This is a genomic window from Dactylosporangium darangshiense (assembly GCF_039537565.1).
GTDB lineage: Bacteria > Actinomycetota > Actinomycetes > Mycobacteriales > Micromonosporaceae > Dactylosporangium > Dactylosporangium darangshiense.
The window spans coordinates 1-24,266 of the sequence record NZ_BAABAT010000003.1; the positions used below are offsets into that span (position 1 = coordinate 1).

Here is a 24,266-nt window from a genome sequence, read left to right on the forward strand (position 1 = left end):
CCGCCCGGCGCGCGGCCGCGCTCGTCGCCGCCCTGCGCGCCGAGCTGCTCGCGGCGCGCCGCCGGCAGCGCCGCGCCGGGCGGCCACGGTGACCGCCCGGCGCGCGGCCGCGGCGGCGTGCCTGGCCGCGACCCTCGCCGCACTGCTGCTGCCCGGCCGGTGGTACCTGCTGTCGCTGCTGCCGTTCGCCGCCGGCGCGTGGCTGGTCATGCGGCTGGACCGACGTGCCGCGCTCGTCCTCGTCCTGCTCGGCGCCGTGCTGCTGCCCCTGACCGCCGCTGCGCGTCCGCCGGACAGCAGCGACGACGTGTACCGCTACATCTGGGACGGCCGCGTCCAGCTCGCAGGCGTCGACCCCTACCGGTATCCGCCCGCCGCGCCGCAGGTCGCCGGGCTGCGCGACGACACGCTGTGGCCCGCCGGCGGGCACTGGTGCGTCGCCGGGGGCTGCACCCTCATCAACCGGCCCGCCGTGCCGACCATCTACCCGCCCGTCGCCGAGGGGCTCTTCGCCGCCGTCGCCGCGCTGGCGCCGCCCGCCGCCCGGGAACGCCCGCTGCAGCTGGTCATGGCCGCGTTCGCCGCCGCCGTCGGTGCGCTGCTGTGGCGCGCCCGCGCGGCCCTCGGCCGCGACCCGCGCCGCGCGGTGCTGTGGGCGTGGTGCCCGATGGTGGCCCTCGAGGCGGGCAACAACGCGCACGTCGACGTCGTCGCGGTCGGCCTGGCCGCCGCCGCGATCTGGCTCCTCGCGCGCGGCCGCGCCGTGGCCGGCGGCGTGGCCTGGGGCCTGGCGATCGCCACGAAGCTGACCCCGGCGCTGCTCGCGCCGGCCCTGCTGCGCCGCCGCGGCCCGGCCGTGTGCCTGTCGGCGGCGGCCGCGGTCGGCGTCGTCTACCTGCCGCACGTGCTCGCCGTCGGGCCGGCGGTGCTCGGGTACCTGCCCGGGTACCTGCACGAGGAGGGCTACGCCGACGGCTCCCGCTTCGCGCTGCTCGGCGCCGTGTTCCCCCCGTGGCTGACCGCGCCCGCCGCGGCGGCGACCCTGGCGGCGGCGGCCGTGCTGACCGCGCGCCGCGCCGACCCGGACCGCCCGTGGCGCGCCGCCGCCGCGATGGTCGCGGCGACGCTGCTGGTCGCCGCGCCGGCCTACCCGTGGTACGCGCTGCTGCTCGTCATGCTCGTCGCCTACGGCGCGCCGGCGGAGTGGCTCGCGGTCGCGTTCGCCGCCTACCTGGCGCAGTTCGCCCCCGACATGGGCCTGGCGACGTCGACGGCGCAGCGCATCGGCTACGGCGCGGCGCTGGCCGTCGTCGTGGCCGGCCTCACGGTGCGCCGCCGCGCCGTCAGGGCAGGAACGTCGCCCATTGCCGAATCCGTTCGACCGTGACGCCGGGCCGGGCGTAGTACGGGTCGGCGGCGATGAACTCCTCGACCGCGCGCCGGTCGGGCAGGTCGAGCACGATGACGGCGCCGCTCTCGTCGGCCAGCGGGCCGGCCATCCGCACCACGCCGCGGGCGTGCTCGCCCGTGAGGATCGCCCGGTGCGCCGGCCGCGCGTCGAGCCGGCCCGGGTCCTCGCTGAACGACAGCTCCACGATCCACATGCCGGCATCGTATCCACCGCACACGCCCGTCCACGGCATACGTCCGCCGGGGCGGGACAATGGCGGCGTGCTGACGTTGCCGGAGCCGTGCGTCGTGGTGCTCGTCGGGCCGGGTGCGGCCGGGAAGTCCACCTGGGCGGCGGCCAACTTCCGCGCCGACCGGATCGTGAGCAGCGACGCGCTGCGGGCCCTGGCCGGCGCCGGCGAGGACGACATCGCCGCGTCCGCGGACGCGTTCGAGCTGCTCGAGAGCGTCGTCGAGCGGCGGGTCCGCCGGCGGCTCACCACCGTCATCGACACGCTCGGGCTGGACGCCGACCGGCGCCGGCGGTGGGTGGCTCTCGCCCGCGAGCACGGGCTGCCGTGCGTGGCGATCGCGTTCGACACGCCGGCCGCCGAGTGCCGGGCCCGCAACCGGGCGCGGGCGCAGAAGCGGATCCCCGCGGACGCGCTGACCCAGCAGCTGCGCGCCTGGGCCCGCACCAAGGATGTGCTCGCCGCCGACGGTTTTTCCGCGGTACACCTGGAGACGCCCGTCCGCGTAGTCCCTCAGGCCTTTGCGGACGCGACCCAGGCGGCGCAGCGGCAGCGGGAGGCGCCCGCGTCGCTGCGCTTCGGCCTGCATGTGGGCGAGTTCAAGGGCGTCGACGTGCGCGCGACCGCGCGGGCGGCCGAGGAGGCCGGGTTCGACGCCGTGTACGTGATGGACCACTTCCGCCAGATCCCGCAGATCGGCCGCGCCTGGGACGACTTCCTCGAGTCCTACACGACCCTGGCGTACCTCGCCGCCTGCACCGAGCGGGTGCGCCTCGGCGCGCTGGTCACCGGCGTGACGTACCGCAACGTCGCCCACCTCGGCAAGATCCTCGCCACGCTCGACGTGCTGTCCGGCGGGCGCGCCGTCTGCGGGCTCGGGCTCGCCTGGTTCAAGGAGGAGCACACGGCGTACGGCTGGCCGTTCCCGTCCGTGCGCGAACGCTATGCGCTGCTCGAGGACGCGCTGCGCTTCCTGCCGCTGCTGTGGGGCAAGGGCAGCCCGCGCTTCGAGGGCCGCGTGCTGAGCGTCCCCGAGGCGATGTGCTACCCGCGCCCGGTCCAGGAGCGCATCCCGATCGTCGTCGGCGGCAACGGCGAACGGCACACGCTGCGCCTCGCCGCGCAGTACGCCGACGCCGCCAACGTCATGGGCGACCTCGCCACCGTGCGGCGCAAGGCCGAGGTGCTGCGCGGCTACAACCCGCACACGCGCCTGACCCACCTGAGCACCGCCCTCGTCGCCGCCGACGACCGCGGCGTCGAACGCCTCGTCGAGGCCGGCCGCGGCCGGCGCCCCCGCGAGACGTACGCCGCCTCCGTGCACGCCGGCACCGTCGCCGACCACGTCGGCCGGTTCCGCCAGCTCGCCGAGGCCGGCGTCAGCGAGGTGATGCTCCGCCTGCCCCACCCCGACTGCATGGAGCCGATGTCGCAGGTCATCGCCGCGTTCCGGGGCTGACGTAGACTCCCGGGCATGTTCGTCATCACGCTTCGCTACCTGGCCGAGCTGGACCGCATCGACGAGGCGATGGAGGCGCACAAGGCGTGGGTCGACGGGCAGTACGACGACGGCGTCTTCGTCGCCTCCGGCGCCATGGTCCCCCGCACCGGCGGCGTGATCCTCGCCGCCGGCCTCGAGCGGCCCGAGCTGGAGGCCCGCCTCGCCCTGGACCCGTTCCTGCAGAAGGAGCTCGCGGAGTACGACGTCGTCGAGTTCGCACCGCGGCGCGTCGCCCCCGGCCTGGAGCGCCTGCAGGGGTGAGCACGCCGGAGTACTGGGGCGCGCGCACGGTCCGCGTCGAGGGCGGCATCCGGGCCCGCAGCACGCGCGGCGCCATCGGCGAGAGCTGGTGGTCCAAGCGCTTCCTGGCCGTCCTCGAGTCGTTCGCCCTCGGCACCCGCCTCACCCGCGGCCGCAACTACGCCCGCGCCGGCCAGGTCCTCGACCTGCAGGTGCTGCCCGGCTCGGTGCAGGCGACGGTCCAGGGCTCGCGCCCCCAGCCCTACAAGGTCTCGATCGGCCTGGCCGTCTTCGGCGACGACGTGTGGTCCGTCGTCGAGCGGGCCCTCGCCGCCGAGGCCCTCGGCGCGGCGAAGCTGCTCGCCGGCGAGCTCCCGCCGCACGTCGAGGACGTGTTCCTGGCCGCGGACGCCCCGCTGTTCCCGGCCCGCTTCGCCGACCTCGCGATGCGCTGCACGTGCCCCGACCAGGCCGTGCCGTGCAAGCACCTGGCCGCCACCTGCTACCTGCTCGCCGAGCGCTTCGACGCCGATCCGTTCCTCATCCTGCTCTGGCGCGGCCGCACCCGCGACGACCTCCTGTCCGCCCTGCGCGCCCTGCGCACCGGTGTCCAAGAGGATCTCGAGGTGCTTCCCGCGGAGCCCGCGATCTCCCCCATCGGCACCGCCGGTGCCCTGACCGGCGTCGCCGAGCCGGACGTGGAGATCGAGCGTTTCTGGCTGCCGCCCGTCCCCCTCACCGACCCTGCGCCGTCGTTCGCGACCGAACGGGACCTGCTCCTGCGCCAGCTGCCCACGCCGCCGCCCGAGGTCGGTGGAGCCGAGACCCTGCGGGTGCTGCGGCGCTGGTACCGCCAGAACCGGTCATAAGTACGACCGCACCCCTGCTTCGGCCGGATGCCCGCGTTTTCGGGCTGCAGCAGCATTTTCGGCATGCCAAACCCTCATCCGGTACTGCGGGCAGCCGCCCTCGCCAAGCACTACGGCCGCCGCCAGGCCCTGTCCGGCGTCGACCTCGACGTCCCCGCCCGGCGCATCGTCGGCCTCGTCGGCCCCAACGGTGCCGGCAAGTCGACCCTGCTGCAGCTCGCCTGCGGCCTCATCGAGCCGAGCGCCGGCACCCTGTCCGTCCTCGGCGCCCGCCCCGCCGCCGACGCCGCGCACCTGGCCCGGGTCGGCTTCGTCGCGCAGGACGCGCCGGTGTACGGGGCGCTGACCGTCGCCGACCACCTGCGCATGGGCGCGCGGATGAACCCGCGATGGGACGCACCGCTGGCCCGGGACCGGGTCGCGCAGGCCGGCCTCCCCCTCACGCAGCGGGCCGGCCGCCTGTCGGGCGGCCAGCGCGCCCAGCTGGCGCTCACGCTGGCCGCCGCCAAGCGCCCCGAACTGCTCATCCTCGACGAGCCCGCCGCGGCGCTCGACCCGCTCGCCCGCGACGGCTTCCTGCGCGGCCTGCTGCAGTCGGTCTCCGACCTGGGCGCCAGTGCCATCCTCTCCTCGCACCTGCTGGCCGACGTCGAGCGGGTCTGCGACCACCTGATCGTCCTGGCCGGCGCCCGCGTCCAACTGGCCGGCGACGTGCCGGACCTGCTCGCCGCACACCGCCGCATCCCGCCGGGCGCACCGCTTCCCGACGGCGCCGAGCGCATCCACGACGCCGTGGTGCGCACCCCCGTGCCGGCCGGCGCCGCGGTCGAGCTCTCCGAGCTGGTGCTCGCCTACCTCGGGCGGGCCGCCCGATGATCTGGATGAGCTGGCGGCAGTTCCGCACCCCGGCCCTCGTCGGCGCCCTGGTCCTCGCGGCCTTGGCGGCGTACCTCATCAGCACCGGCCTCGACATCCGCTCCGCCCGCGACGGCTACCTCGCCCAGTGCCACGCCGCCGGCGACTGCCCCGCCGCCCTGTCCCGCCTGGCCGGCGACTACCGCACCCGCCTGCTGCTCCTGGCCGGCGTGCTGGGCCTGGTCCCCGCGCTCATCGGCATGTTCTGGTGCGCCCCGCTGATCGCCCGTGAGCTGGAGACCGGCACGCACCGCCTGGCCTGGAACCAGAGCGTCACCCGCCGCCGCTGGCTGCTGGTGCGCCTGTCCACGGTCCTGCTGGCCGCGGTGCTGGTCGCCTTGGCCGCCAGCGCCCTGCTGACCTGGGCCGCCGCCCCGGTGGACGCCATCGCCGGCGACCGCTTCGCCACCGTCAACTTCGGCGCCCGGTACCTCTCCCCCATCGGCCAGGCGGCCCTCGCCGCCGCGCTGGGCGCGGTGACCGGACTGTTCGTGCGCCGGACGGTACCGGCGATGGCCCTGACCGGCCTGCTCGTCATCGCGATCCTGTTCGTGATGCCCAACGCCGTACGCCCGCACCTGATGCCCGCGCAGCACCTGTCCCGCCCGATGACCGCCGCCGCGATCGACGAGGCCCACGGCCTGGGCACGCTCGGCAGCGCGCCGGTGGTCCGCGGCATCGAGGTCCCCGGCGCCTGGGTGACCGACGTCAGCGAGCTGCTGACCGCGGACGGCCGCCCCCTCGACTCGCGCACCTTCAACGATTGCCTGATGCACGCCCCGAAGACCGGCGCGAGGGGCACGTTCGGCGACTCGTCTCCTTGCCTGGCCTCGCACGACCTGCACCTGGACATCGCCTATCAGCCGAACTCGCGGTTCTGGCGCTTCCAGGTCCTCGAGACGGCGCTGTACCTGGCCCTTTCGGCACTGCTCTGCGCCTTCGCGGTGTGGCGCATCCGCCATCGCACCTGACGCGGGTTGGGGGCACGAAAAGTCGGGCGCTGGCGCGCCACGACTTTTCGGACTTATCGCCTGACGGGGGATTCGCCCGTTTCAGCGGGCGCCACCCGCGTCGCCGCCCTGCTCAAAGGCATCGCCGAACACCGACGGCGGCGCCGCCGGGCGCCAGCCCGCGTCAAGGACCGCCCTCGAGGCCGCGGGTCGCAGCCATCGGCGTGGGGTGTGGGCGTGAGACGCATACGGGCCGCGAACCCGTTCGAAACGATTTATCCGCTGTCAGGGTATAAATCCGACAAGTCGTGGCACGGAGTGCCCGACTTGTCGGGAAACAACGCAGTCGAGAAGGACGGCTCAGAGGGGCGGGAGCGGGCAGTCGGGGCACGTGCAGTCGGTCAGGCTGTCGCAGCGCGCCGCCACGACGCGGGCCAGGGTGTCGCGGACCGTGGTCAGGTCGGCGATGCGGCGATCTATCTCGGCCAGCTTGTCGGTCGCGCGGGCATGCAGGCCTGCCTGCGTGCGGCGGCGGCCGGCGGAGAGCAGGTCGGCGACCTCGTCGAGGGTGAAGCCCAGGCGCTGGGCCGCCTTGATCGCGGTCAGCAGGGTCACCGTGTCCGGCGGGTACAGGCGGTGGCCGCCCGGCGTTCGGAGCGGTTCGGCGAGCAGGCCGCGGCGTTCGTAGTACCGCAGCGTCTGGATGTTGACACCCGCCCGCTCGGCGACCTCGCCCGTGCGCAGTCCGGGGAACGGATGATGCATACGGAAACGGTAAACCCGTACCCGGGTACCGGATGCAAGCGTTCCGCGAAAGCTACCATTGCGGGTCGGCGCGCACGAACCAGACGTGAGGAGCACGGGCTTGAACGCTTGGGAGCAGGTGGAGGCGCTGCGGTTCCCGGGGCGGGAGTTCGACTCGTCGACCGGCGTGGCCCGCTTCCACTATGCGCTCGGTGACCTCGTGCTCACCGAGACGGTGGACTTCGGGGCGCCGAGCGTTGCGCATCCGGCTTTGGAGCGGGTGCTCGATCTGCTGTACGTCGCCGCCTCCACCTCCTACTACAAGATTGCCGCGCCGAAGCGGGTCGAGCTCGACGGGGTCGCGCTCGCCGAAGGGGCGCTGCCGTGGGTTCGCGCGCTGTTCCGCGAAGGGCTGGGCGAGTTCGCCTACCAGAACAAGCTCGAGTACGTGCTGGACCTGCCGATCGAGGCCAAGGAGACCGCCGAACCGCCCGCGTGGGTGCACACGCCGAGCGGGGCGCCGCTGGCCGCGGTCGGAGGGGGCAAGGACTCGATCGTGAGCATGGAGGCGCTGGAGCTGGCCGGGCTGGAGCCGGTGCTGTTCTCCGTCAACCCCAACGCGATCATCCGCGGGGTGATGGCGGTGTCGCCGCAGCCGGTGCGCACCGTGCGCCGCCAGCTCGACCCGCGGATGCGGGAGCTGAACGCGGCCGGTGCGTACAACGGGCACATCCCGGTCACCGCGATCAACTCGCTGATCGCCGTCGCCGCCTCCGTGATGCACGGGCTCGGGCCGGTGGTGATGTCGAACGAGAGCTCTGCCTCGGTACCGAATCTGAACTGGCTCGGGCGCGACATCAACCACCAGTGGTCGAAGGGGCTGCCGGCCGAGGCGCACCTGCGCGACGCGCTGCTGGCGCACGCCGGGCTGCAGGACGCGTACTTCTCGCTGCTGCGCGGTCTGTCCGAGCTGCACATCGCCGGGCTGTTCGCGAAGTTCACCGAGTACGACGAGGTCGTCACCAGCTGCAACGCCGCGTTCAAGCAGCGCGACGCGAGCGAGCGGTGGTGCGGGCACTGCCCGAAATGCCGGTTCGTGTTCCTCGCCCTGGCGCCGTTCACCGGTCGCGAGCGCCTGCTGCACATCTTCGGCACCGATGTGTTCAGCGACATGACGCAGCTTCCGGGGTACCGCGAGCTGATGGGACTCACCGCGCACAAGCCCTTCGAGTGCGTCGGCGAGATCGAGGAGTCGCTCGTCGCGCTGCGGCTGCTCACCGAGCACCCCGACTGGCGCGACGCCCCGATCGTGCGGGCGCTCGCCGCCGAGGTGCCGGCGCTGCCCACCGACGCCGAGGTCGACGCGGCGTTCCGCGGCGACGGGCCGAACGTGGTGCCGCCGCGCTACCTCGAGGCGCTCAACGCGCTGGGTAGTCCGCGCTAGTCGCGATCAGCGCCCGGATCGCCGCGGCGATGCGCGGGATCTCGCGCCGTTCGAGCTGGGTGAAGCTGTCCCCGTACGGCGCGTCGCGGATCAGCATCGCCAGCCCGCCGACGATCTTGCAGCGGGCGACGGCGCGGGCGACCATCGACACCGGATACCCGCCGGAGGGCTGCGCGAGCAGCCCCGTCGTCCACTCGCGGGTCTCCGGGATCTCCTGCATCTCGGTCCACTCGAACCGCCCGATCACCCACAGCGCACCGACCTCGACCTCGTCGATCTCCTCCCGCGGCCGGCCGAAGCGCTGCTTGACGAAGCGCGAGCGCCGCTCGACCACGCTCACCGGCGCGATCCCGGCCGCGTACAGGTCCAGCGCCGCCTGCCCGGACGTCACCCAGCCCCGCTCGGTCGCCGCGGCCGCGTCGGCGCGGTCGTCGCCGCGCCCGCGCACCCGCCGGCGCCGCTCCAGGCACTGGATGCACAGCGCCGCGTAGCCGCCGCCGGTCACCTCGTTGTGCGCCTGGTGCGACATGCAGAAGGCCCGCCCGCATTCGCGGCATCGACCGATCGCCAGCACCGCGCACCCGTCGATCGCACACTCGGCCGCCATGCGGCCGACCATATCGTGCCCCCACCCGTCCCGCAGGATGTCCACACCATCGAGCCGCGTCCACGTCCGGCCGAGCCCGGACGCCACGGACGATTGAACCGCCGCCCCCTGCCCCGCATCGACATCGCCGCTTAGTTCGCCGCGTTGACCCTGCTGGCTTTTTCCGACAAGTCGGGCACTCCGTGCCACGACTTGTCGGATTTATACCCTGACAGGGGATAAGTCCTCGCAGGCACGTCCCGGCGGCACTTTCTCTCCACGATCACGCCAAAACACCGGGGGCAAATCGGACATCGTCCTGATTGTGGAGGCAAAATGCACCCCTTTGTACACTATCTCTCCACGATCACGGCGATGTCCGATTTCGAGCCGCACTCCACGCATGATCGTGGAGAGAAAACGTCGTGAACGGGCCGTCAAGCCGCATTGAATCGGACTTATGCCCTGTCGGGGTATAAATCCGATAAGTCGTGGCGCGGAGCGCCCGACTTATCGTGCAGCAGAGGGAGACGCCGGCGAGGGACGGGCCAGAGGGGAGAAAGGCGCATTCCGGTACTGTCGGCGGCATGACCGGCGCCTTCCCCGAACCGCCGCCGTCGTACGGCCCGCCGCCGTCATACGGTGCACCGCCGCCCTACCCGCCGCCGCAGCCAGGGCCCGAGTCGGCGCCGTATCCCCCGCCGCAGCCAGGGGCCTATCCGGGGGCGCCGCAGCCAGGGGCCTATCCGGGCTACCCGGGGTCGCCGCAGCAGGGGCCCTATCCGGGGGCGCCGCAGGCGGGTGGAAACGGGCGCAAGGCGGTTGTTGCCGTTGTCAGTGTTGTGGCGGTCGTTGCCGTGCTGTGCGTGGCGGGGATCGTGGGCGTCGTGTGGTACACAACGAAGCACGACGACGGCGGGAGTTCGGGGGCCGGCGGGCAGGACATTGCCGGGCTCATCGACTACCGCACGACGCACCCCGACTGGCTCGAGCGCGACCACAAGCCCAGCGGCGAGAAGATCCAGTATCCGATGGTGCCGGCCGCCGGTGGGCCGCATCATCCGGTGTGGATGCGGTGCGCGGGGGACGTGTACACCGAGCCGGTCGACGAAGGCAATGCGGTGCACAGTCTCGAGCACGGGGCGGTGTGGATCACCTACCGGCCGGGGCTGGCCGCCGGTGAGGTCGAGAAGCTGGCCAAGAAGGTGCGCAACCAGGACTTCATGCTCATGAGTCCCTACGTCGGGCAGAGCTCGGCGATCTCGCTGCAGGCCTGGGGGTATCAGCTGCGCGTCGAGTCGGCCGGGGACTCGCGCGTCGACGCGTTCATCAAGGCGTACCGCGAGACCGCCACCATGGAGGCCGGGGTGCCCTGCAGCAACGGGGTCACCAGCAGCGACGCGAGCGCCGAGCCGACCGCCACCGGGTGACGTCGTGCGCCGCAGGGGGCCGCTGCCGTTGCTGCTCGGCGTAGCCGTCGCCGTCGTGGTGGCGGGCTGTGGCGCCCCGCGCGGGACCGACGGGAACCTCGTCGACGGGTGGGCGCTGCCGCCGGCGCCGAGCTACGTCGCGCCGCGTGCCGGGCAGTGCCTGAACGACCCGGGCTTCACGGCGTTCGAGCGGCCGGACCGGGCGAGCGCGACCACTGTGGACTGCGCGCGGGAGCACACGGTCGAAGTGGTCGCCACCGGGGAACTGCGGGACCCGCCGGTCTGGGACTCCGATGCGACGCGGACCGTGTATGCCGCCTGCGATGCGTCGGCGAGCGCGTACGTGGGCGGGGACTGGCACACGGGGCGGCTGCTGCCGTACCTGTCGGTGCCGTCGGAGCAGGGGTGGCGCGGCGGGGTGCGGGCGTGGGTGTGCGGGCTCGCCGAGGCGGCCGACGACCTGTTCTTGCCGAAACAGACCAGCGAGCCGTTGCACGGCCGGTTGCGGGAGCTGGCGCTGGGGTGCGTGGACCTCGACGGCGGGGATCTCACGGCCGACGGGTTCTACCGCAGCGTCGATGCGGTCCTGCCCGTGCCGTGCGCGCAGGCGCACGACACCGAGTTCGTCGGGGTGTGGGCGGCGCCCGCGGGTGCGTTCCCGGCCGACGCCCAGGCGCTCAACGCGACCGTGAGCAAGGCCTGCTTCACGCAGGTGGCGGCGTTCATGGGGGTGACGGAGCTGCAGCTGTACCAAAGGAAAGACGTCTACACCTTCTGGGACGGGCTGACCGCGGCGCAGTGGCGGCTGGGTGACCGGGTCGCGCACTGCTTCCTCAACGTCTCGACGAACACGCCGCTGCGCACCTCGCTGCGCGGGCTCGGGACGAAGCCCCTGCCGCAGGGCTAGGCCGACGGGTCCAGGGTCAGCAGCGCTCGCAGGTCTGCCGTCGACAGCTCGGTCAGCCAGCCCTCGCCGGTGCCGACGATCTTGGCGGCGAGGCCGCGCTTGTCCTTGATCAGGGCTGCGATCTTCTCCTCGACGGTGCCGGCCGTCACGAACTTGCGCACCTGGACCGCGCGGCGCTGGCCGATGCGGAAGGCGCGGTCCGTGGCCTGGTCCTCCACGGCGGGGTTCCACCAGCGGTCGACGTGCACGACGTGGTTGGCCGCCGTGAGCGTGAGGCCCGTGCCGCCGGCCTTCAGCGACAGCACGAACAGCGGCGGCGAGGACGCCGATGCCTCCTGGAAGCGGGCCACGAGCGCGTCGCGGGACGCCTTCGGCAGACCGCCGTGCAGGAACGCGACCTCGCGGCCGAAGCGGGCGGAGAGCTCGGCGCGCAGCATGGCGCCGAACTCGGCGTACTGGGTGAAGATGAGAGCGCGCTCGCCGGCGGCGAGGATCTCCTCGGCGATCTCCTCGAGGCGGGCGAGCTTGCCGCTGCGGCCGGGCAGGCGGCTGCCGTCGCGCAGGGCCAGCGCCGGGTGGTTGCAGATCTGCTTGAGGCGCGTCATCGTCGCGAGCACCAGGCCGCGCCGCTCGATGCCCTCGCTGCTGTCGATGCGGGCGAGCATGTCCTCGACGACGGCCTGGTAGAGGCTGGCCTGCTCGCGGGTCAGGCTGCAGACCACGTCCATCTCCAGCTTCTCCGGCAGGTCGGAGATGATGCTGCGGTCGGTCTTGAGGCGGCGCAGCACGAACGGCTGGGTGACGCGGCGCAGCCGGGCGGCGGCGTCGGCGTCGCCGAAGCGCTCGATCGGCTCGGCGTAGCGCTCCTTGAACTTCGTGGCGCTGCCCAGCAGGCCCGGGTTGGCGAACTCCATGATGGACCACAGGTCGGCGAGGCGGTTCTCGACGGGCGTGCCGGTGACGGCGATGCGGTGGCGGGCGGGCAGTGCGCGTACCGCCGCGGCCTGTTTCGTCGCCGCGTTCTTGACCGCCTGCGCCTCGTCGAGCACGACCCGGTGCCACGACACGGCGCCGAGCTGCTCCGCGTCGCGGGTGGCGACCGAGTAGGTGGTGACGACGAGGTCGAACTCGGCCGGGTCGAGCGCGCGGGCGCGGTCGGCGCCGTGGTGGACGTGCACCCGCAGCGAGGGCGCGAAGCGGGCGGCCTCCCGCTGCCAGTTGCCGACCAGCGACATCGGGCACACCAGCAGCGTCGGGCCGGGCGCCGCCCCGGCGATGAGCGCCAGCAGCTGCACGGTCTTACCCAGGCCCATGTCGTCGGCGAGGATCCCGCCGAGGCCCGCTGTCTCGAGGAACCTCAGCCAGTTCAAACCCCGCATCTGGTACGCCCTGAGCTTCCCCTCGAACGCATCGGGCACGCCGCCGTCGCCCAGGCGCAGGTCCGCCTCGCCGCTGAGCAGGTCGCCGAGCCAACCGTCGGCGGCGACCTCGACCACCGGCAGCCCGCCGGGGCCCTCGGCGGCGCCGCCGGCCAGGTGCAGCAGGTCGGCGACGGTCATCGCCTCCTGCTCGCGGTGCCGCTCGATGAACGACAGCCCCTCGGCGAGGCGGCGCGGGTCGAGCTCGACCCACTGCCCGCGCAGGCGAACGAGGGGCGTCTTGAGGTCGGTGAGGCGGCGCAGCTCGTCCTCGGTCAGCGGCTCGTCGCCGATCGCGAGCTCCCACCGGTAGTCCACGACGGCGTCGAGGCCGAGCCCGCTGTCGGTGGCGACGGTGCCGGGCGCGGTGCCGCCGGACGAGCGCGCGGTGAGCCGTGCGCCGAGCCGGGCGGAGGCGCGCCGCCACCAGCCGGGCAGCACGACGCCGAAGCCGGCCGCGGCCAGCAGCGGCGCGGCGTCGCTGAGCAGCCGGTGCGCGCCGTCGGTGTCCAGGCTGAGCGCCACCGGCCGGGCGTCGCGCAGGGCGTCCTCGAGCGCCGGGTACAGCCGGCTGGCCCGCCCGAGCTCGGCCAGGAGCGTCTCCTGCGGCGCCGGGATGTGCCGCTGCAGGGCCTTGAGCGCGCCCCGGGACCGCCACACCCGGTCGGCGTCGACGACGAGCGTCGGTTCGTCGGCGGCCTGCAGCGCGAACTCGAGCGTCCAGCGCGGCTCGGCCGGCGCCTCCTCCCCCGGCTCCGGCTCGGGCGGCTCGACCAGCCGGAAGCAGGCCCGCACGGCGCCACCGACCGCGTCGGCCTCCCAGCCGGCCAGCCGGTCGCGCAACCGCTCGATCGCGTCCGGCGCCAGGCCGGCGATGCGCCGGTCCCGCCCGGTGAGCGCCCGGAGCCACCCGCCCGCGCCCGCGTCGGCAAGGGCCACGCGCCCGGCGGCGTCGGTGAGCGCATCGAGGATCCCGGCGAGCGCCTCGGCCCGGGTGACCGGGGGCGCGGCGGCCAGGACCGCGGCGGGCAGGGCGAGCGCGAGGGCGCGCGTGTAGGCGGCGTCGCGGCCGGTGAGGACCGGCAGCCAGCGGGCCTCGTCGCCGACGATCCCGGGAAGCATGCGGCCGCGGGCGACGAGGCCGGCGGCAAAGGACGCGACGGCGGCGAGCCAGCGGGTGGAGTCGGCGAGCACGATGTCCTCGCCGGCCAGGGCGGCGAGGCCGCGCAGCAGGTCGAGGGCGTCGTCGGGGGCGTACTCGGCGGTGTCCACGGCCCAGGCCCGCAGCCGGGCGCTGCCCTCGCCGACGGGCATCGCCGCGGCCGGGGACGGCTCGGGGCGGCCGTCGCGGGTGGGCAGGCGCAGGGTGCGCACGGCGCTGGTGGCGGTGCCGCCGTCCAGGTCGAGGCCGGCGACGGCGTAGGGGTGGCGGCGTCCGCGGGTCACGAGCGAGCCGGAGCCGGCGGGTGGCGGCTCCTCCGCCCAGAGGCCGACCCGGCCGTCGACCCAGAGCGCATGGACCACGAGCACCGGTGAAGCCTAGTGGAACCCCAGCGTATCGACCGTGCGACACATCTACCCAGTGACCGGCGTCGTTGTTACCATCCGGTAATCCGAGTCATTTTCATATTGACTCGCAACCCCCGGAAGGGATCCGCCATGTCCCTGCCTCTCGTCAAACGCGCCCTGGGGGCGTTGCTGCTCACCTCCGCCGTCCTCGTCGCACCCGTCGTCGCCGCCGCGCCGGCGCAGGCCGCCGTGCTGGCGCCCAACGACTACTGCCTGGAGCAGTGCAACGACATCCTGCCGCCGGGCGAGAACGGCAACGCCACGCTTGCGGACATCCTGGCCCACCAGGCGCTGGGCTTCCGGCCGGCGCACTCGGCCGACCAGCTCGGGCCCTACGCGAACCTCGTCGCCGCCTACACCGGGCTCACCGACGAGCAGATCTCGTCGTTCTACAACAGCTCGTCGTTCGGGGTGCCGGCCGGCCAGGTCGCGCGCACCTACAGCCCGCGATCCGACGTGACGATCGTGCGGGACAAGGCGCTCGGGGTGCCGCACGTGACCGGCACGACCCGGGCGGGCACGATGTTCGGCGCCGGGTACGCCGGCGCGGAGGACCGCCTGTTCGTCATGGACCTCATGCGCCGGGTCGGGCGCGGCAAACTGACCCCGTTCGCCGGCGGGGCACCCGGCAACCGGGAGCTCGAGCAGAGCATCTGGCGCAACGCCCCCTACACCGAGGCCGACCTGCAGGCCCAGGTCGCGGCCCTGCGCACGAAGGGCGCGCGCGGCGCGCAGCTCTACGACGACGTGCAGCAGTACGTCGCCGGCATCAACGCCTACATCGCCGCCTGCATGGCCGGGCGCAACTGCCCCGGCGAGTACGTGCTCACCGGGCACCTCGACGCGATCACCAACGCCGGCGGGCCCGAGCCGTTCCAGATGACCGACCTGATCGCCATCGCCGGCGTAGTCGGCGGGCTGTTCGGCGGCGGCGGTGGCGGCGAGGTCGAGTCCGCGCTGGTGCGGGTCACGGCCCGGGCGCGGTACGGCCCGGCCGAGGGCGACCGGCTGTGGGCCGCCTTCCGCGCGCAGAACGACGAGGAGGCGGTGCTGACCCTGCACGACGGGCAGTCCTTCCCCTACGGCGCGGCCGACCCGGACGCGCCCGGCGTGGCGCTGCCGGACCTGGGCAGCGTCGCGGCGCAGCCGGTGGTGTTCAACCCGAGCGGCTCGGCGACGACGACCGCCGGTGTCGCGCCGGGCGCGGCGACCAAGCGCGGCATGTCCAACGCCGTGGTGATCGACGCGGCACACTCGGCGACCGGGCACCCGATCGCGGTCTTCGGGCCGCAGACCGGGTACTTCTCGCCGCAGCTGCTCATGCTGCAGGAGCTGCAGGGGCCGGGGGTCAGCGCGCACGGCGTGGCCTTCGCCGGGCTCAACCTCTACGTGCTGCTCGGCCGCGGGCAGGACTACGCGTGGAGCGCCACGTCGGCGGAGCAGGACATCACCGACACCTACGCGGTGCCGCTGTGCAACACCGACGGCTCGCCCGCGACGCTGCAGTCCTCGGCGTACCGCTTCCACGGCGCGTGCACGCCGATGGAGGCGCTCACGCAGAACAACGCCTGGACGCCGACCGTCGCCGACTCGACGCCCGCCGGCTCCTACTCGCTCATCACGTACCGCACGAAGTACGGCCTGGTCGCCTGGCGCGGCACGGTCGGCGGGCAGCCGGTGGCCTTCACCCAGCTGCGCTCGACCTACCGGCACGAGGCTGATTCGGCCATCGGCTTCCAGGCGTTCAACGACCCGGCCGCCATGGGCACGCCGGCCCAGTTCATCGCCGCCGCGTCCGACATCGGCTACGCGTTCAACTGGTTCTACGTGAACTCGGCCGACACCGCGTACTTCAACTCGGGCGCCGACCCGGTGCGCAAGTCCGGCGCCAACCCGAACCTGCCGACGAAGGCCGACGCCGCTTATGAATGGTCCGGATGGAATGCGGATACGAATACGGCCGACTACATTCCGGCGTCACAGCATCCGCAGTCGGCCGGACAGGATTATTTTGTCTCTTGGAATAACAAGCAAAGTAAGGACACCGGCGCGGCGGACGGAAACTTCAGTTTCGGGGCCGTCCATCGCGCGGATCTGCTCGACAAGCGGGTCAAATCCGCGCTGAGCGGCGGCAAGGTCGACCGGGCCGGGGTGGTCCGGCTGGTGCAGGACGCGGCGGTCACGGACCTGCGGGCCGAGAACCTGCTGCCCGAGCTGCTGCGCATCCTGGACCCGGCCGGCACGAGCACCGACCCGAACGTGTCAGCGCTGCGGGCGTGGCTCGCGGCCGGCGCGAAGCGGGTGGAGACCTCCCCCGGCTCGCACGCCTACCAGCACGCCGCCGCCATCCGCACCTTCGACGCCTGGTGGCCGAAGCTCGTCGACGGTGCGTTCCGGCCCGGGCTCGGCGACGACGTCTACGCGGCGCTGACCAGGGCGCTGCAGATCGACGAGTCGCCCTCCGGGGCCACCGGGCCGACCAGCGCCGGCTCGCTGAACCAGAGCCAGGGCCACAAGGGGTCCGCCTTCCAGTACGGCTGGTGGGGGTACCTCGACAAGGACCTGCGCGCCGTGCTCGGCGACCCGGTCCGCAGCGGCCTCGGCCGGACCTACTGCGGCGGCGGCAGCGTCGCCGGGTGCCGGCAGGTGCTGGTCACGACCCTGGCGGCGGCCGTCGCCGAGCCCGCGGGCACCACCTACCCGGGCGACAAGGACTGCTCGGCCGGCGACCAGTGGTGCGCCGACACGATCATCCAGTCGCCGCTGGGCGGGATCACGCACGACAAGATCTCGTGGCAGAACCGGCCGACCTATCAGCAGGTGGTGTCGTTCCCGGCCGGGCGGGGCGCCGACCTGACCAACCTCGCGTTGAACCGCAGCGTGAGCGCGAACGGCACCTTCATCGGCTACACCGCCAAGGCCGCGGTCGACGGGGACCCGACCACGCGGTGGAGCAGCTGGTGGACCGACAGCCAGTCGATCACGGTCGACCTCGGCTCGGCCCGCACCCTGCGCCGGGTCATCCTGCGCTGGGAGACGGCGTACGGGTCGCGGTACCGCATCGAGGTCTCCGCCAACGGCAGCACCTGGCAGCCTGCGGCGGTCGTCGACGCGGGCAACGGCGGCCTCGACAACGTGACGTTCGCGCCGGTCAGCGCCCGGTACGTGCGCATGGTCGGCGTGGCCCGGGGCACCGGCTACGGCTACTCGCTGTGGGAGATCGAGGCCTATTCCAGCTGAGGGGCACACGAGCTGGATCGCCCCGCGGGTGGGCGGCGGCGCGTCCGTCGCCCACCCGCGGGGCCCGGGTCAGTCCCGGGCCTGCCGCCAGGCCCTGATCAGGTCGTGTACCTCGTCGGCGACCTCGTCCGGCTCCAGGTCGTCGGTGTCCACGACCTCGCCGAGGGCGCGCAGGTCGCGGCGGGCGGTGAGGTACGCCCCGAGGTCTTCCAGGCGCCACCCGTCCGCGTCGAGGCTGTCGGCGGCCTCCACCCGTTCGATGAGCACCGGCGGCGAGACGTCCAGCAGCACGTGGCGCACCTCGTGGCCGCGGTGGCGCAGGGCGCCGAGGATGTCCTCGAGGTGCCGGCGGCGCAGCACGGTCATCGGCACCAGCAGCGGGTCGGCGCCCCGGGCCTGCCGGGCCGCGGCCGCCACCGTGGCCGCCCGCCAGGCCGGCAGGTCCTGGTAGTCACCCCGGCGGACCAGGCCGGCGGTGCGCTTGAGCAGCCGGTCGATCACCTCCGGGTCGAAGGCCCGCGCCCCCGGCTCGCGCCGGCACAGCCGCTCGGTCAGGGTCACCTTGCCGACCCCGGACGGGCCGTTGAGCCAGACGATCACGGCGACCCCCGCCTCCCTGCGCACCACGGGCTTCCAGGATTCTCGCAGGCGGGACCGAGGGGGATGCCAGGCCGGCACGGGATAAAGGAAGACATGACGATCCTGACCCTTCCCCAGCGCACCCCCGCCACCGCCGAGCACGAGCGCATCGACGTGCTGCTCGTGGCGCTCGCCGGACGCTTCGCCGACCTCGAGCGGCACCTGCCACAGGGCTGGGAGCTGACCCGCAGGACGGAGCTTCCGGCCGGCTGCCGCGAGCCGGACATCGTCGTGCTCGACGACCCCGGCCCCAGGGCGGTCACCGCCGCCTGCCTGCGCCACCCGGCCGCCTCGATCGTGGCCGTGCTCGGGCCCTACAGCGACCACCAGCGGGTGGTCGACGTCCTGGAGGCCGGGGCCGACGCCTGTGTGCGCTCCGGCACGGCGGCCGTGATCGCGGCGCACCTGGAGGCCTGCCGGCGCCGCCAGGCGGCATAAGGGGGTTTGGCGTATCCCACAACATATTCCAGAGAGCGCTCTCAACCGATTCTCTGATTGACATTGGGCTAGTCATGGGCCAGTCTGATCCCAGTCTTGAGAGCGCTCTCCGGCCGAGGCGGCGGATCGGGTGACCGGCGGATCGGACCGGCGAAATCGTGATCAGGGTGTAACCGGTGTGAGGGTGCGACGGGCGATGGAGCGGCATGCTCCATCGCCCGTCATTGTTTGTGCGCTACACATTGCTGAGCTTCAGTCATGATGGTCCGGCCAACAGATATGGGGGACGCCACAATGGTGATGTCGGGGCGGGACCGGCCCACACTCGAAAACGTCGCGCAACGCGCCGGCGTGTCGCGGGCGACGGCCTCCCGCGTGGTCAACGGGTCGACCTCCGTCGCGCCACACATCCGCGACAAGGTCCTCAGCGCCGTCGAGGCGCTCGGCTACGTGCCCAACCAGGCCGCCCGCAGCCTCGTCACGCAGCGTACCGACTCGATCGCGCTCGTGGCGTCGGAGACGGCCAGCCGGGTGTTCTCCGACGACCCGTTCTTCTCCAGCATCATCCGCGGCGTGAGCCTCGAGCTCGAGGCCGTCGACAAGCAGCTGGTGCTCATGATGGTCGGCCCGTCCGGCCCGAGCCACGACCGGGTCGAGCGCTACGCGACCGGCGGGCACGTCGACGGGGCGATCATCTTCTCGATGCACGGCGCCGACCCGCTGCCCGAGCGGCTCAGCCGGGCCGGGGTGCCCGTCGTCTGCAACGGCCGGCTGCTGATCCAGTCCTCCGTGCCGTACGTCGACGTCGACAACGAGAACGCGGCCGGCGCAGCGGTGCACCACCTGCTCGACACCGGGCGGCGGCGGGTCGCCACGATCGCCGGGCCGCAGGACATGAGCGCCGGCATCGACCGGCTCAAGGGGTACCGCTCGGCGATGCAGGACAGCGGGCGCCGCTCGCTGGTGGCCGTCGGCGACTTCACCCGCCAGTCCGGCGCCCTCGCGATGAGCCAGCTGCTCGGCGACGACCCGGACCTCGACGCCGTCTTCGCCGCGTCCGACGCCATGGCCGAGGGCGCCCTGCGCGCGCTGCGCCAGGCCGGGCGCCGGGTGCCCGACGACGTGGCGGTCGTCGGCTTCGACGACATGGACTTCGCCCGCGACACCGAGCCGCCCCTGACCACCGTGCGCCAGCCGATCACGGACCTCGGCCGGATGGCCGCGCGACAGGTCCTGCGGATGGCGGGCGGCGAGCAGATCGAGCCCGTTCTGCTCCTGCCTACCGAGTTGGTGAAGCGCGAATCGGCATGACGCGAGGCAAACCGGGCGACCGGGGGCGTGAGGCCGGCGCTGGTGCAGCGGGACACAGCGTGAACCTGGCATTGTGGCAGGAATGAGGCTTGCCACCTGGAACGTGAACTCGGTCAAGGCCCGCCTGCCCCGGCTGGTGGAGTGGCTCGAGCAGACCCGGCCCGACGTCCTCTGCGTGCAGGAGACGAAGGTCGCCGCCGACGCCTTCCCGGCCGCCGAGGTCAAGGAGGTGGGGTACGAGACCGCGCACCACGGGGAAGGGCGCTGGAACGGGGTCGCGCTGCTGTCCCGCATCGGCCTCGACGACGTGCGGCGCGGGTTCGACGGGGACCCGGGCTGGGCCGGTGAGCCCGGCGGCGACGAGGCACTGTTCGACGAGCCCCGGCGCGAGGCACGGGCCATCTCGGCGCTCTGCGGCGGGGTGCGGGTCTGGTCCGTCTACGTGCCCAACGGGCGCACGCCCGAGTCGGCGCACTACGGGTACAAGCTCACCTGGCTCGAAGCGCTGCGCGGCGCGGTGGCGGCGGACCTCGCGGCGGGCGAGCGGGTCGCGGTCTGCGGGGACTACAACGTCGCGCCGGCCGACTCCGACGTCTTCGATCCCGCCGCCTTCGTCGGCGCCACGCACGTCACGAAGCCGGAGCGCGACGCGCTCGGCGCGCTGCTGGACACCGGGCTGGCCGACATCGTGCCGAAGCCGATGAAAGGGTCCAACCCATTCACGTACTGGGACTACCGGGCAGGCATGTTCCATCAGGACAAAGGCATGCGCATCGACCTGGTCTACGCGAGCCCGGCCATTGCGGACGGCGTCACGGGCGCCTACATCGACCGCGAGGCCCGCAAGGGCAAGGGACCGTCGGACCACGCCCCCGTCGTGATCGATTTCGATATTTGAGTACTCTGTGTCACCATGCTATCTGACCGGACCGTACTGTTAAGTGTGAAACGATCAACGATCGTCCTGGATAGCCCGTTCTCGTCGGTCTTGCCGCCATGTTTCCGCCACATTGCGTGATCACACCGTTACGATTCGGCGCAAAATCGCCCGTTTAGGTGGGGTATGACCCCAAAAGTCGCTGTGCTTGGATCACGCCCTCATCACGGCGCGGCGTGGACTTGGTTACAGGACAGGGGGTGACCCTTGACGATCGGCCGAACGGGAGACAGGGTTCCTCCAACGAAGGCGACACCACCAAGTCGGCTTCGTGCACGCTCTGCCCGTGGACCGAACCTGCGGATAGGGCACCAGGAGTCCACGAAGACACAGCCGATCGGCTGCTGACTGCCACGGGCCCCGGTCTGGCCGACGCATGCTCGCTGCACGGTGCGACGGCCATCGCTGGCGGCTTCGTGAGGCGGGCAGGCGGCCGGGGAGAGGGGCACCACGCCCATGACTATGGGACCCGTCACGTCGAAGAGCGACGAGCAGGTGCCGACGGTCGAAGAGGCGACCGCTACGCCTGCCGGTGTTCCCGCGAAGGCCATCGAAGGTCGCTCGCTCAGTCAGATTGCGTGGATCCGGCTCAAGCGCGACAAGGTCGCGCTGACAGGAGCCGGGTTCATCATTTTCCTGGTGCTAGTCGCGGTTCTCGCCCCCCTGATCAACAAGGTCTGGGGCCACCCGGTCAACGAGTACCACTCAGACAGGATCGATCCCCTGCTCGGCGGTATCCCGCCGGTCGGCACCTGGGGCGGGGTCTCCAAGGATTTCCTGCTCGGCGTGCAGCCGGTCACCGGCCGGGATCTGTTCTCGCAGATCATCTACGGCGCCCAGGTCTCCCTGCTCGTGGCGCTGGCCGCCACGATCGCGGCGGTCGCGATCGGCGTGGTTCTCGGTATCGTCTCCGGCTACTTCGGCGGCGTCATCGACAACCTGATCAGCCGCCTCATGGACCTGATCCTGGCGTTCCCGTACCTGCTCTTCTCGATCGCGCTGATCTCGGTCGTGCCGGCGAGCACCGGCTGGCGCATCGGCGTGGTCATCTCGGTGATCGCGTTCTTCAGCTGGCCGTACATCGGGCGTATCGTCCGCGGCCAGACTCTCTCCCTGCGGGAACGCGAGTTCGTCGAGGCGGCGCGCAGCATCGGGGCGGGCCCGTCCCGCATCCTCTTCCGTGAGCTGCTGCCCAACCTCGTCGCGCCGATCCTCGTCTACGCGACGCTGATCATCCCATCGAACATCCTCTTCGAGGCCGCACTGTCGTTCCTCGGCGTCGGTGTGCTGCCGCCCACTCCCTCGTGGGGCCGGCTGCTCTCGGACGCCGTGCAGTACTACGAGTACGACCCGATGTACATGTTCGTGCCCGGCTTCGCGATCTTCCTCATGGTCCTCGCCTTCAACCTGTTCGGCGACGGCCTGCGTGACGCCCTCGACCCGAAGTCCGGCCGGTAGCCCCCTGGCCGCCGGCCGGCCTTCGGGCCTGCCACGCAATCCTTTGCACCAACGACGTCCGGCCCCCGCCAGCCCGGTCGAACCCTGTGCATTCCCCGACTTCACTCGCACAGCAGCACAGCTCGGACGGCCCGTCCCTCGGCGGGCCGCGCCAAACAAGGAGGGAAACCCAGTGAGAATGAGGACAGGGGCATTGGTGGCCGGTTCGGCCGCTATCGCCCTGGTGTTGTCCGCCTGTGGATCGGGCGGCGACGCAAAGCCCAGCGCGAGCGAGACCGCCGGTGGCGTCTCCGGCTTCAACGCCGCCACCAAGGGCGTGGTGAACCCGTCCGACAAGAAGGGCGGCACGCTCAAGCTCGTCAACAACAGCGACCCCGACTCGTTCGACCCGGCGCGTGCGTACTACGCGTGGGTGTGGAACTTCATGAAGGGTTACTACGTCCGCTCGCTGCTCACCAACGAGGCGAAGCCGGGCGAGGACGGCCTGAAGCTGGTTCCCGACCTGGCCGCGGCCATGCCGGAGATCACCGACGGCGGCAAGACCTACACGTTCAAGCTCAAGTCGGGCGTGAAGTTCGAGGACGGCTCGCCGATCACCTCCAAGGACATCAAGTACGGCATCGAGCGCAACTTCGCGACCGATGTCCTGTCCGGTGGCCCGCCGTACCTGGCGTCGGTCCTGGACCAGGGCCAGAAGTACCCCGGCCCGTACAAGGACACCGACGCGAACAAGCTGGGCCTGAAGTCCGTTGAGACCCCGGACGACAGCACGGTCATCTTCCACCTGAAGGACCCGCTGTCGGACTTCGCCTACCTGCTCGCCATGCCGGCCGCCGGCCCCGTCCAGCAGGCCAAGGACACCGGCGAGAAGTACGGTGACAAGCCCGTCTCGACCGGCCCGTACAAGTTCCAGTCGTACGACCCGGGCAAGAAGGCCGTTCTCGTTCGCAACGAGAACTGGGACCCGAAGACCGACACCGTGCGCAAGGCGCTGCCGGACGAGATCGACCTGACCATCGGCACCGCGGTCGAGGAGATCGACAACCAGCTGCTGAGCGGCGAGGTCGACATCGACACCGCGCAGACCGGTGTCCAGCAGGGTGCCCAGCCGAAGATCCTGCTCGACCCGGAGAAGAAGAAGAACGCGGACACCCCGAACACGGGCTTCATCCGCTACTTCTCGATCAACACCAAGGTCGCGCCGTTCGACAACATCCACTGCCGCAAGGCCGTGCAGTACGCGACCGACAAGGTCACGATGCAGACCGCGCGTGGTGGCGCCGACGCCGGTGGCGACGTCGCCTTCAACATGCTGCCCCCGACCATCGCGGGTCACGACGACTACGACCCGTACAACACCAAGTCGGGCAAGCCGCAGATCGACAAGGCGAAGGAAGAGCTGGCCGCGTGTGGCAAGCCGAACGGCTTCGACACCGTCCTCGCCACCCGTAACTCCGGCAAGGAGCCCAAGACGGCCGAGGCCCTGCAGGCTGCCCTGAAGAACGTGGGCATCAACGCTCGCCTCGACCCGACCGAGCCGTCGCTGTACTTCCGCTCGACCATCGGCGCGCCGTCCAACGTGCACGCCAAGGGCTACGGCCTGATGATGGCCGGCTGGGGCGCGGACTTCCCGACCGCTTACGGCTTCCTGCAGGTGCTGGTCGACGGCCGCGCGATCTCGGCTTCGGGTAACAACAACTACTCCGAGCTGGACGACCCGGAGATCAACAAGCTGATCGACCAGGCCACCGCGGAGACCGACCCGAAGAAGGCCGCCGACGTCTGGGCCCAGATCGACCACAAGGTCATGGACCAGGCCGTCATGGTGCCGTTCGTCTACGACAAGGCGCTCAACTACCGCAACCCCCGCGTCACGAACGTGTTCGTGACGGAGTACTACGGCATGTACGACTTCGGCAGCCTGGGCGTGTCGGGCTGACCCTCGGGTCCGCTCCAGCCCCAAGCACCGAAGCAGCAAGCCTGAACAGCCGGTAACCCGCCCTTCACGAGTACAGAAGGCAGGTGAGGGC

The 24,266-nt window shown here is 72.3% G+C and carries 20 protein-coding genes; 15 read left to right on the forward strand and 5 right to left on the reverse strand.

From position 1 onward, the window contains the following. The first annotated feature begins 88 nt into the window (after nt 1-88). Complete coding sequence (locus ABD901_RS06705) at nt 89-1,387, forward strand: glycosyltransferase 87 family protein (protein ID WP_345122407.1); 1,299 nt, start codon at nt 89-91, stop codon at nt 1,385-1,387. Here ABD901_RS06705 and ABD901_RS06710 read toward each other — a convergent pair. Beyond that, a complete protein-coding gene (locus tag ABD901_RS06710; protein ID WP_345122409.1) occupies nt 1,344-1,604 on the reverse strand; it encodes a YciI family protein in 261 nt (86 codons plus the stop codon). The two genes, ABD901_RS06705 and ABD901_RS06710, sit on opposite strands and share 44 nt — an antisense overlap. 67 nt (nt 1,605-1,671) lie before the next feature. On the opposite strand from ABD901_RS06710, the gene ABD901_RS06715 reads away from it, so the two are divergent. From ABD901_RS06715 to ABD901_RS06735, 5 genes are all read left to right on the forward strand, one after another. Then, nucleotides 1,672-3,099 (forward strand): LLM class flavin-dependent oxidoreductase, encoded by a 1,428-nt coding sequence (locus tag ABD901_RS06715; RefSeq protein ID WP_345122411.1) that lies wholly within the window; start codon nt 1,672-1,674, stop codon nt 3,097-3,099. A 15-nt stretch (nt 3,100-3,114) separates the two neighbouring features. Next, the gene (locus ABD901_RS06720) at nt 3,115-3,402 is read left to right on the forward strand and encodes a YciI family protein (protein WP_345122413.1); all 288 of its coding nucleotides are present in this window, start codon (nt 3,115-3,117) and stop codon (nt 3,400-3,402) included. Beyond that, nucleotides 3,399-4,250, forward strand: coding sequence for an SWIM zinc finger family protein (locus tag ABD901_RS06725; RefSeq protein ID WP_345122415.1), 852 nt, complete (start codon nt 3,399-3,401; stop codon nt 4,248-4,250). The genes ABD901_RS06720 and ABD901_RS06725 overlap by 4 nt, the downstream gene beginning before the upstream one ends. Nucleotides 4,251-4,313: 63 nt before the next feature. Beyond that, nucleotides 4,314-5,126, forward strand: a complete 813-nt coding sequence (locus ABD901_RS06730) for an ABC transporter ATP-binding protein (protein WP_345122417.1) — start codon at nt 4,314-4,316, stop codon at nt 5,124-5,126. Nucleotides 5,127-5,131: 5 nt separating this feature from the next. Continuing rightward, nucleotides 5,132-6,136, forward strand: coding sequence for an ABC transporter permease subunit (locus tag ABD901_RS06735; RefSeq protein WP_345122419.1), 1,005 nt, complete (start codon nt 5,132-5,134; stop codon nt 6,134-6,136). Between the two features lie 339 nt (nt 6,137-6,475). Here ABD901_RS06735 and ABD901_RS06740 read toward each other — a convergent pair whose 3' ends face one another. Further along, a complete protein-coding gene (locus ABD901_RS06740) occupies nt 6,476-6,880 on the reverse strand; it encodes a MerR family transcriptional regulator (protein WP_345122421.1) in 405 nt (134 codons plus the stop codon). A gap of 100 nt (nt 6,881-6,980) precedes the next feature. Between ABD901_RS06740 and ABD901_RS06745 the strand changes: the two genes are divergently transcribed. After that, entirely contained in the window at nt 6,981-8,303 is a 1,323-nt protein-coding gene (locus ABD901_RS06745) for a MurL-like N-terminal domain-containing (protein WP_345122423.1), read from the forward strand. Here the strand turns inward: ABD901_RS06745 and ABD901_RS06750 are convergent. Continuing rightward, the gene (locus ABD901_RS06750; protein ID WP_345122425.1) at nt 8,278-8,910 is read right to left on the reverse strand and encodes a hypothetical protein; all 633 of its coding nucleotides are present in this window, start codon (nt 8,908-8,910) and stop codon (nt 8,278-8,280) included. The genes ABD901_RS06745 and ABD901_RS06750 overlap by 26 nt on opposite strands. Nucleotides 8,911-9,476: 566 nt before the next feature. Here ABD901_RS06750 and ABD901_RS06755 point away from each other — a divergent pair. Continuing rightward, a complete protein-coding gene (locus ABD901_RS06755; protein ID WP_345122427.1) occupies nt 9,477-10,319 on the forward strand; it encodes a thioredoxin-like domain-containing protein in 843 nt (280 codons plus the stop codon). Between the two features lie 4 nt (nt 10,320-10,323). Continuing rightward, nucleotides 10,324-11,226 (forward strand): septum formation family protein, encoded by a 903-nt coding sequence (locus ABD901_RS06760; RefSeq protein WP_345122429.1) that lies wholly within the window; start codon nt 10,324-10,326, stop codon nt 11,224-11,226. Here ABD901_RS06760 and ABD901_RS06765 read toward each other — a convergent pair. Further along, the gene (locus tag ABD901_RS06765; RefSeq protein ID WP_345122431.1) at nt 11,223-14,174 is read right to left on the reverse strand and encodes a DEAD/DEAH box helicase; all 2,952 of its coding nucleotides are present in this window, start codon (nt 14,172-14,174) and stop codon (nt 11,223-11,225) included. The two genes, ABD901_RS06760 and ABD901_RS06765, sit on opposite strands and share 4 nt — an antisense overlap. A gap of 129 nt (nt 14,175-14,303) precedes the next feature. Between ABD901_RS06765 and ABD901_RS06770 the strand changes: the two genes are divergently transcribed. Further along, entirely contained in the window at nt 14,304-17,453 is a 3,150-nt protein-coding gene (locus ABD901_RS06770) for a penicillin acylase family protein (protein ID WP_345122433.1), read from the forward strand. Nucleotides 17,454-17,522: 69 nt separating this feature from the next. On the opposite strand, the gene ABD901_RS06775 is transcribed toward ABD901_RS06770, so the two are convergent. Beyond that, complete coding sequence (locus tag ABD901_RS06775) at nt 17,523-18,080, reverse strand: AAA family ATPase (protein WP_345122434.1); 558 nt, start codon at nt 18,078-18,080, stop codon at nt 17,523-17,525. Between the two features lie 66 nt (nt 18,081-18,146). Between ABD901_RS06775 and ABD901_RS06780 the strand changes: the two genes are divergently transcribed. From ABD901_RS06780 to ABD901_RS06800, 5 genes are all read left to right on the forward strand, one after another. Continuing rightward, the gene (locus ABD901_RS06780; protein WP_345122435.1) at nt 18,147-18,530 is read left to right on the forward strand and encodes a Uma2 family endonuclease; all 384 of its coding nucleotides are present in this window, start codon (nt 18,147-18,149) and stop codon (nt 18,528-18,530) included. 300 nt (nt 18,531-18,830) lie between these two features. Further along, nucleotides 18,831-19,841 (forward strand): LacI family DNA-binding transcriptional regulator, encoded by a 1,011-nt coding sequence (locus ABD901_RS06785; protein WP_345122436.1) that lies wholly within the window; start codon nt 18,831-18,833, stop codon nt 19,839-19,841. Nucleotides 19,842-19,923: 82 nt separating this feature from the next. Beyond that, nucleotides 19,924-20,739, forward strand: a complete 816-nt coding sequence (locus ABD901_RS06790; RefSeq protein WP_345122438.1) for an exodeoxyribonuclease III — start codon at nt 19,924-19,926, stop codon at nt 20,737-20,739. Nucleotides 20,740-21,234: 495 nt separating this feature from the next. Then, nucleotides 21,235-22,236: an ABC transporter permease gene (locus tag ABD901_RS06795; RefSeq protein WP_345122440.1), complete on the forward strand. Its 1,002-nt coding sequence runs from the start codon at nt 21,235-21,237 to the stop codon at nt 22,234-22,236. Between the two features lie 178 nt (nt 22,237-22,414). Further along, nucleotides 22,415-24,175 carry an ABC transporter substrate-binding protein gene (locus tag ABD901_RS06800; protein WP_345123539.1) on the forward strand — a complete coding sequence of 587 codons (1,761 nt, stop codon included), beginning with the start codon at nt 22,415-22,417 and terminating at the stop codon, nt 24,173-24,175. Nucleotides 24,176-24,266: the final 91 nt, after the last annotated feature.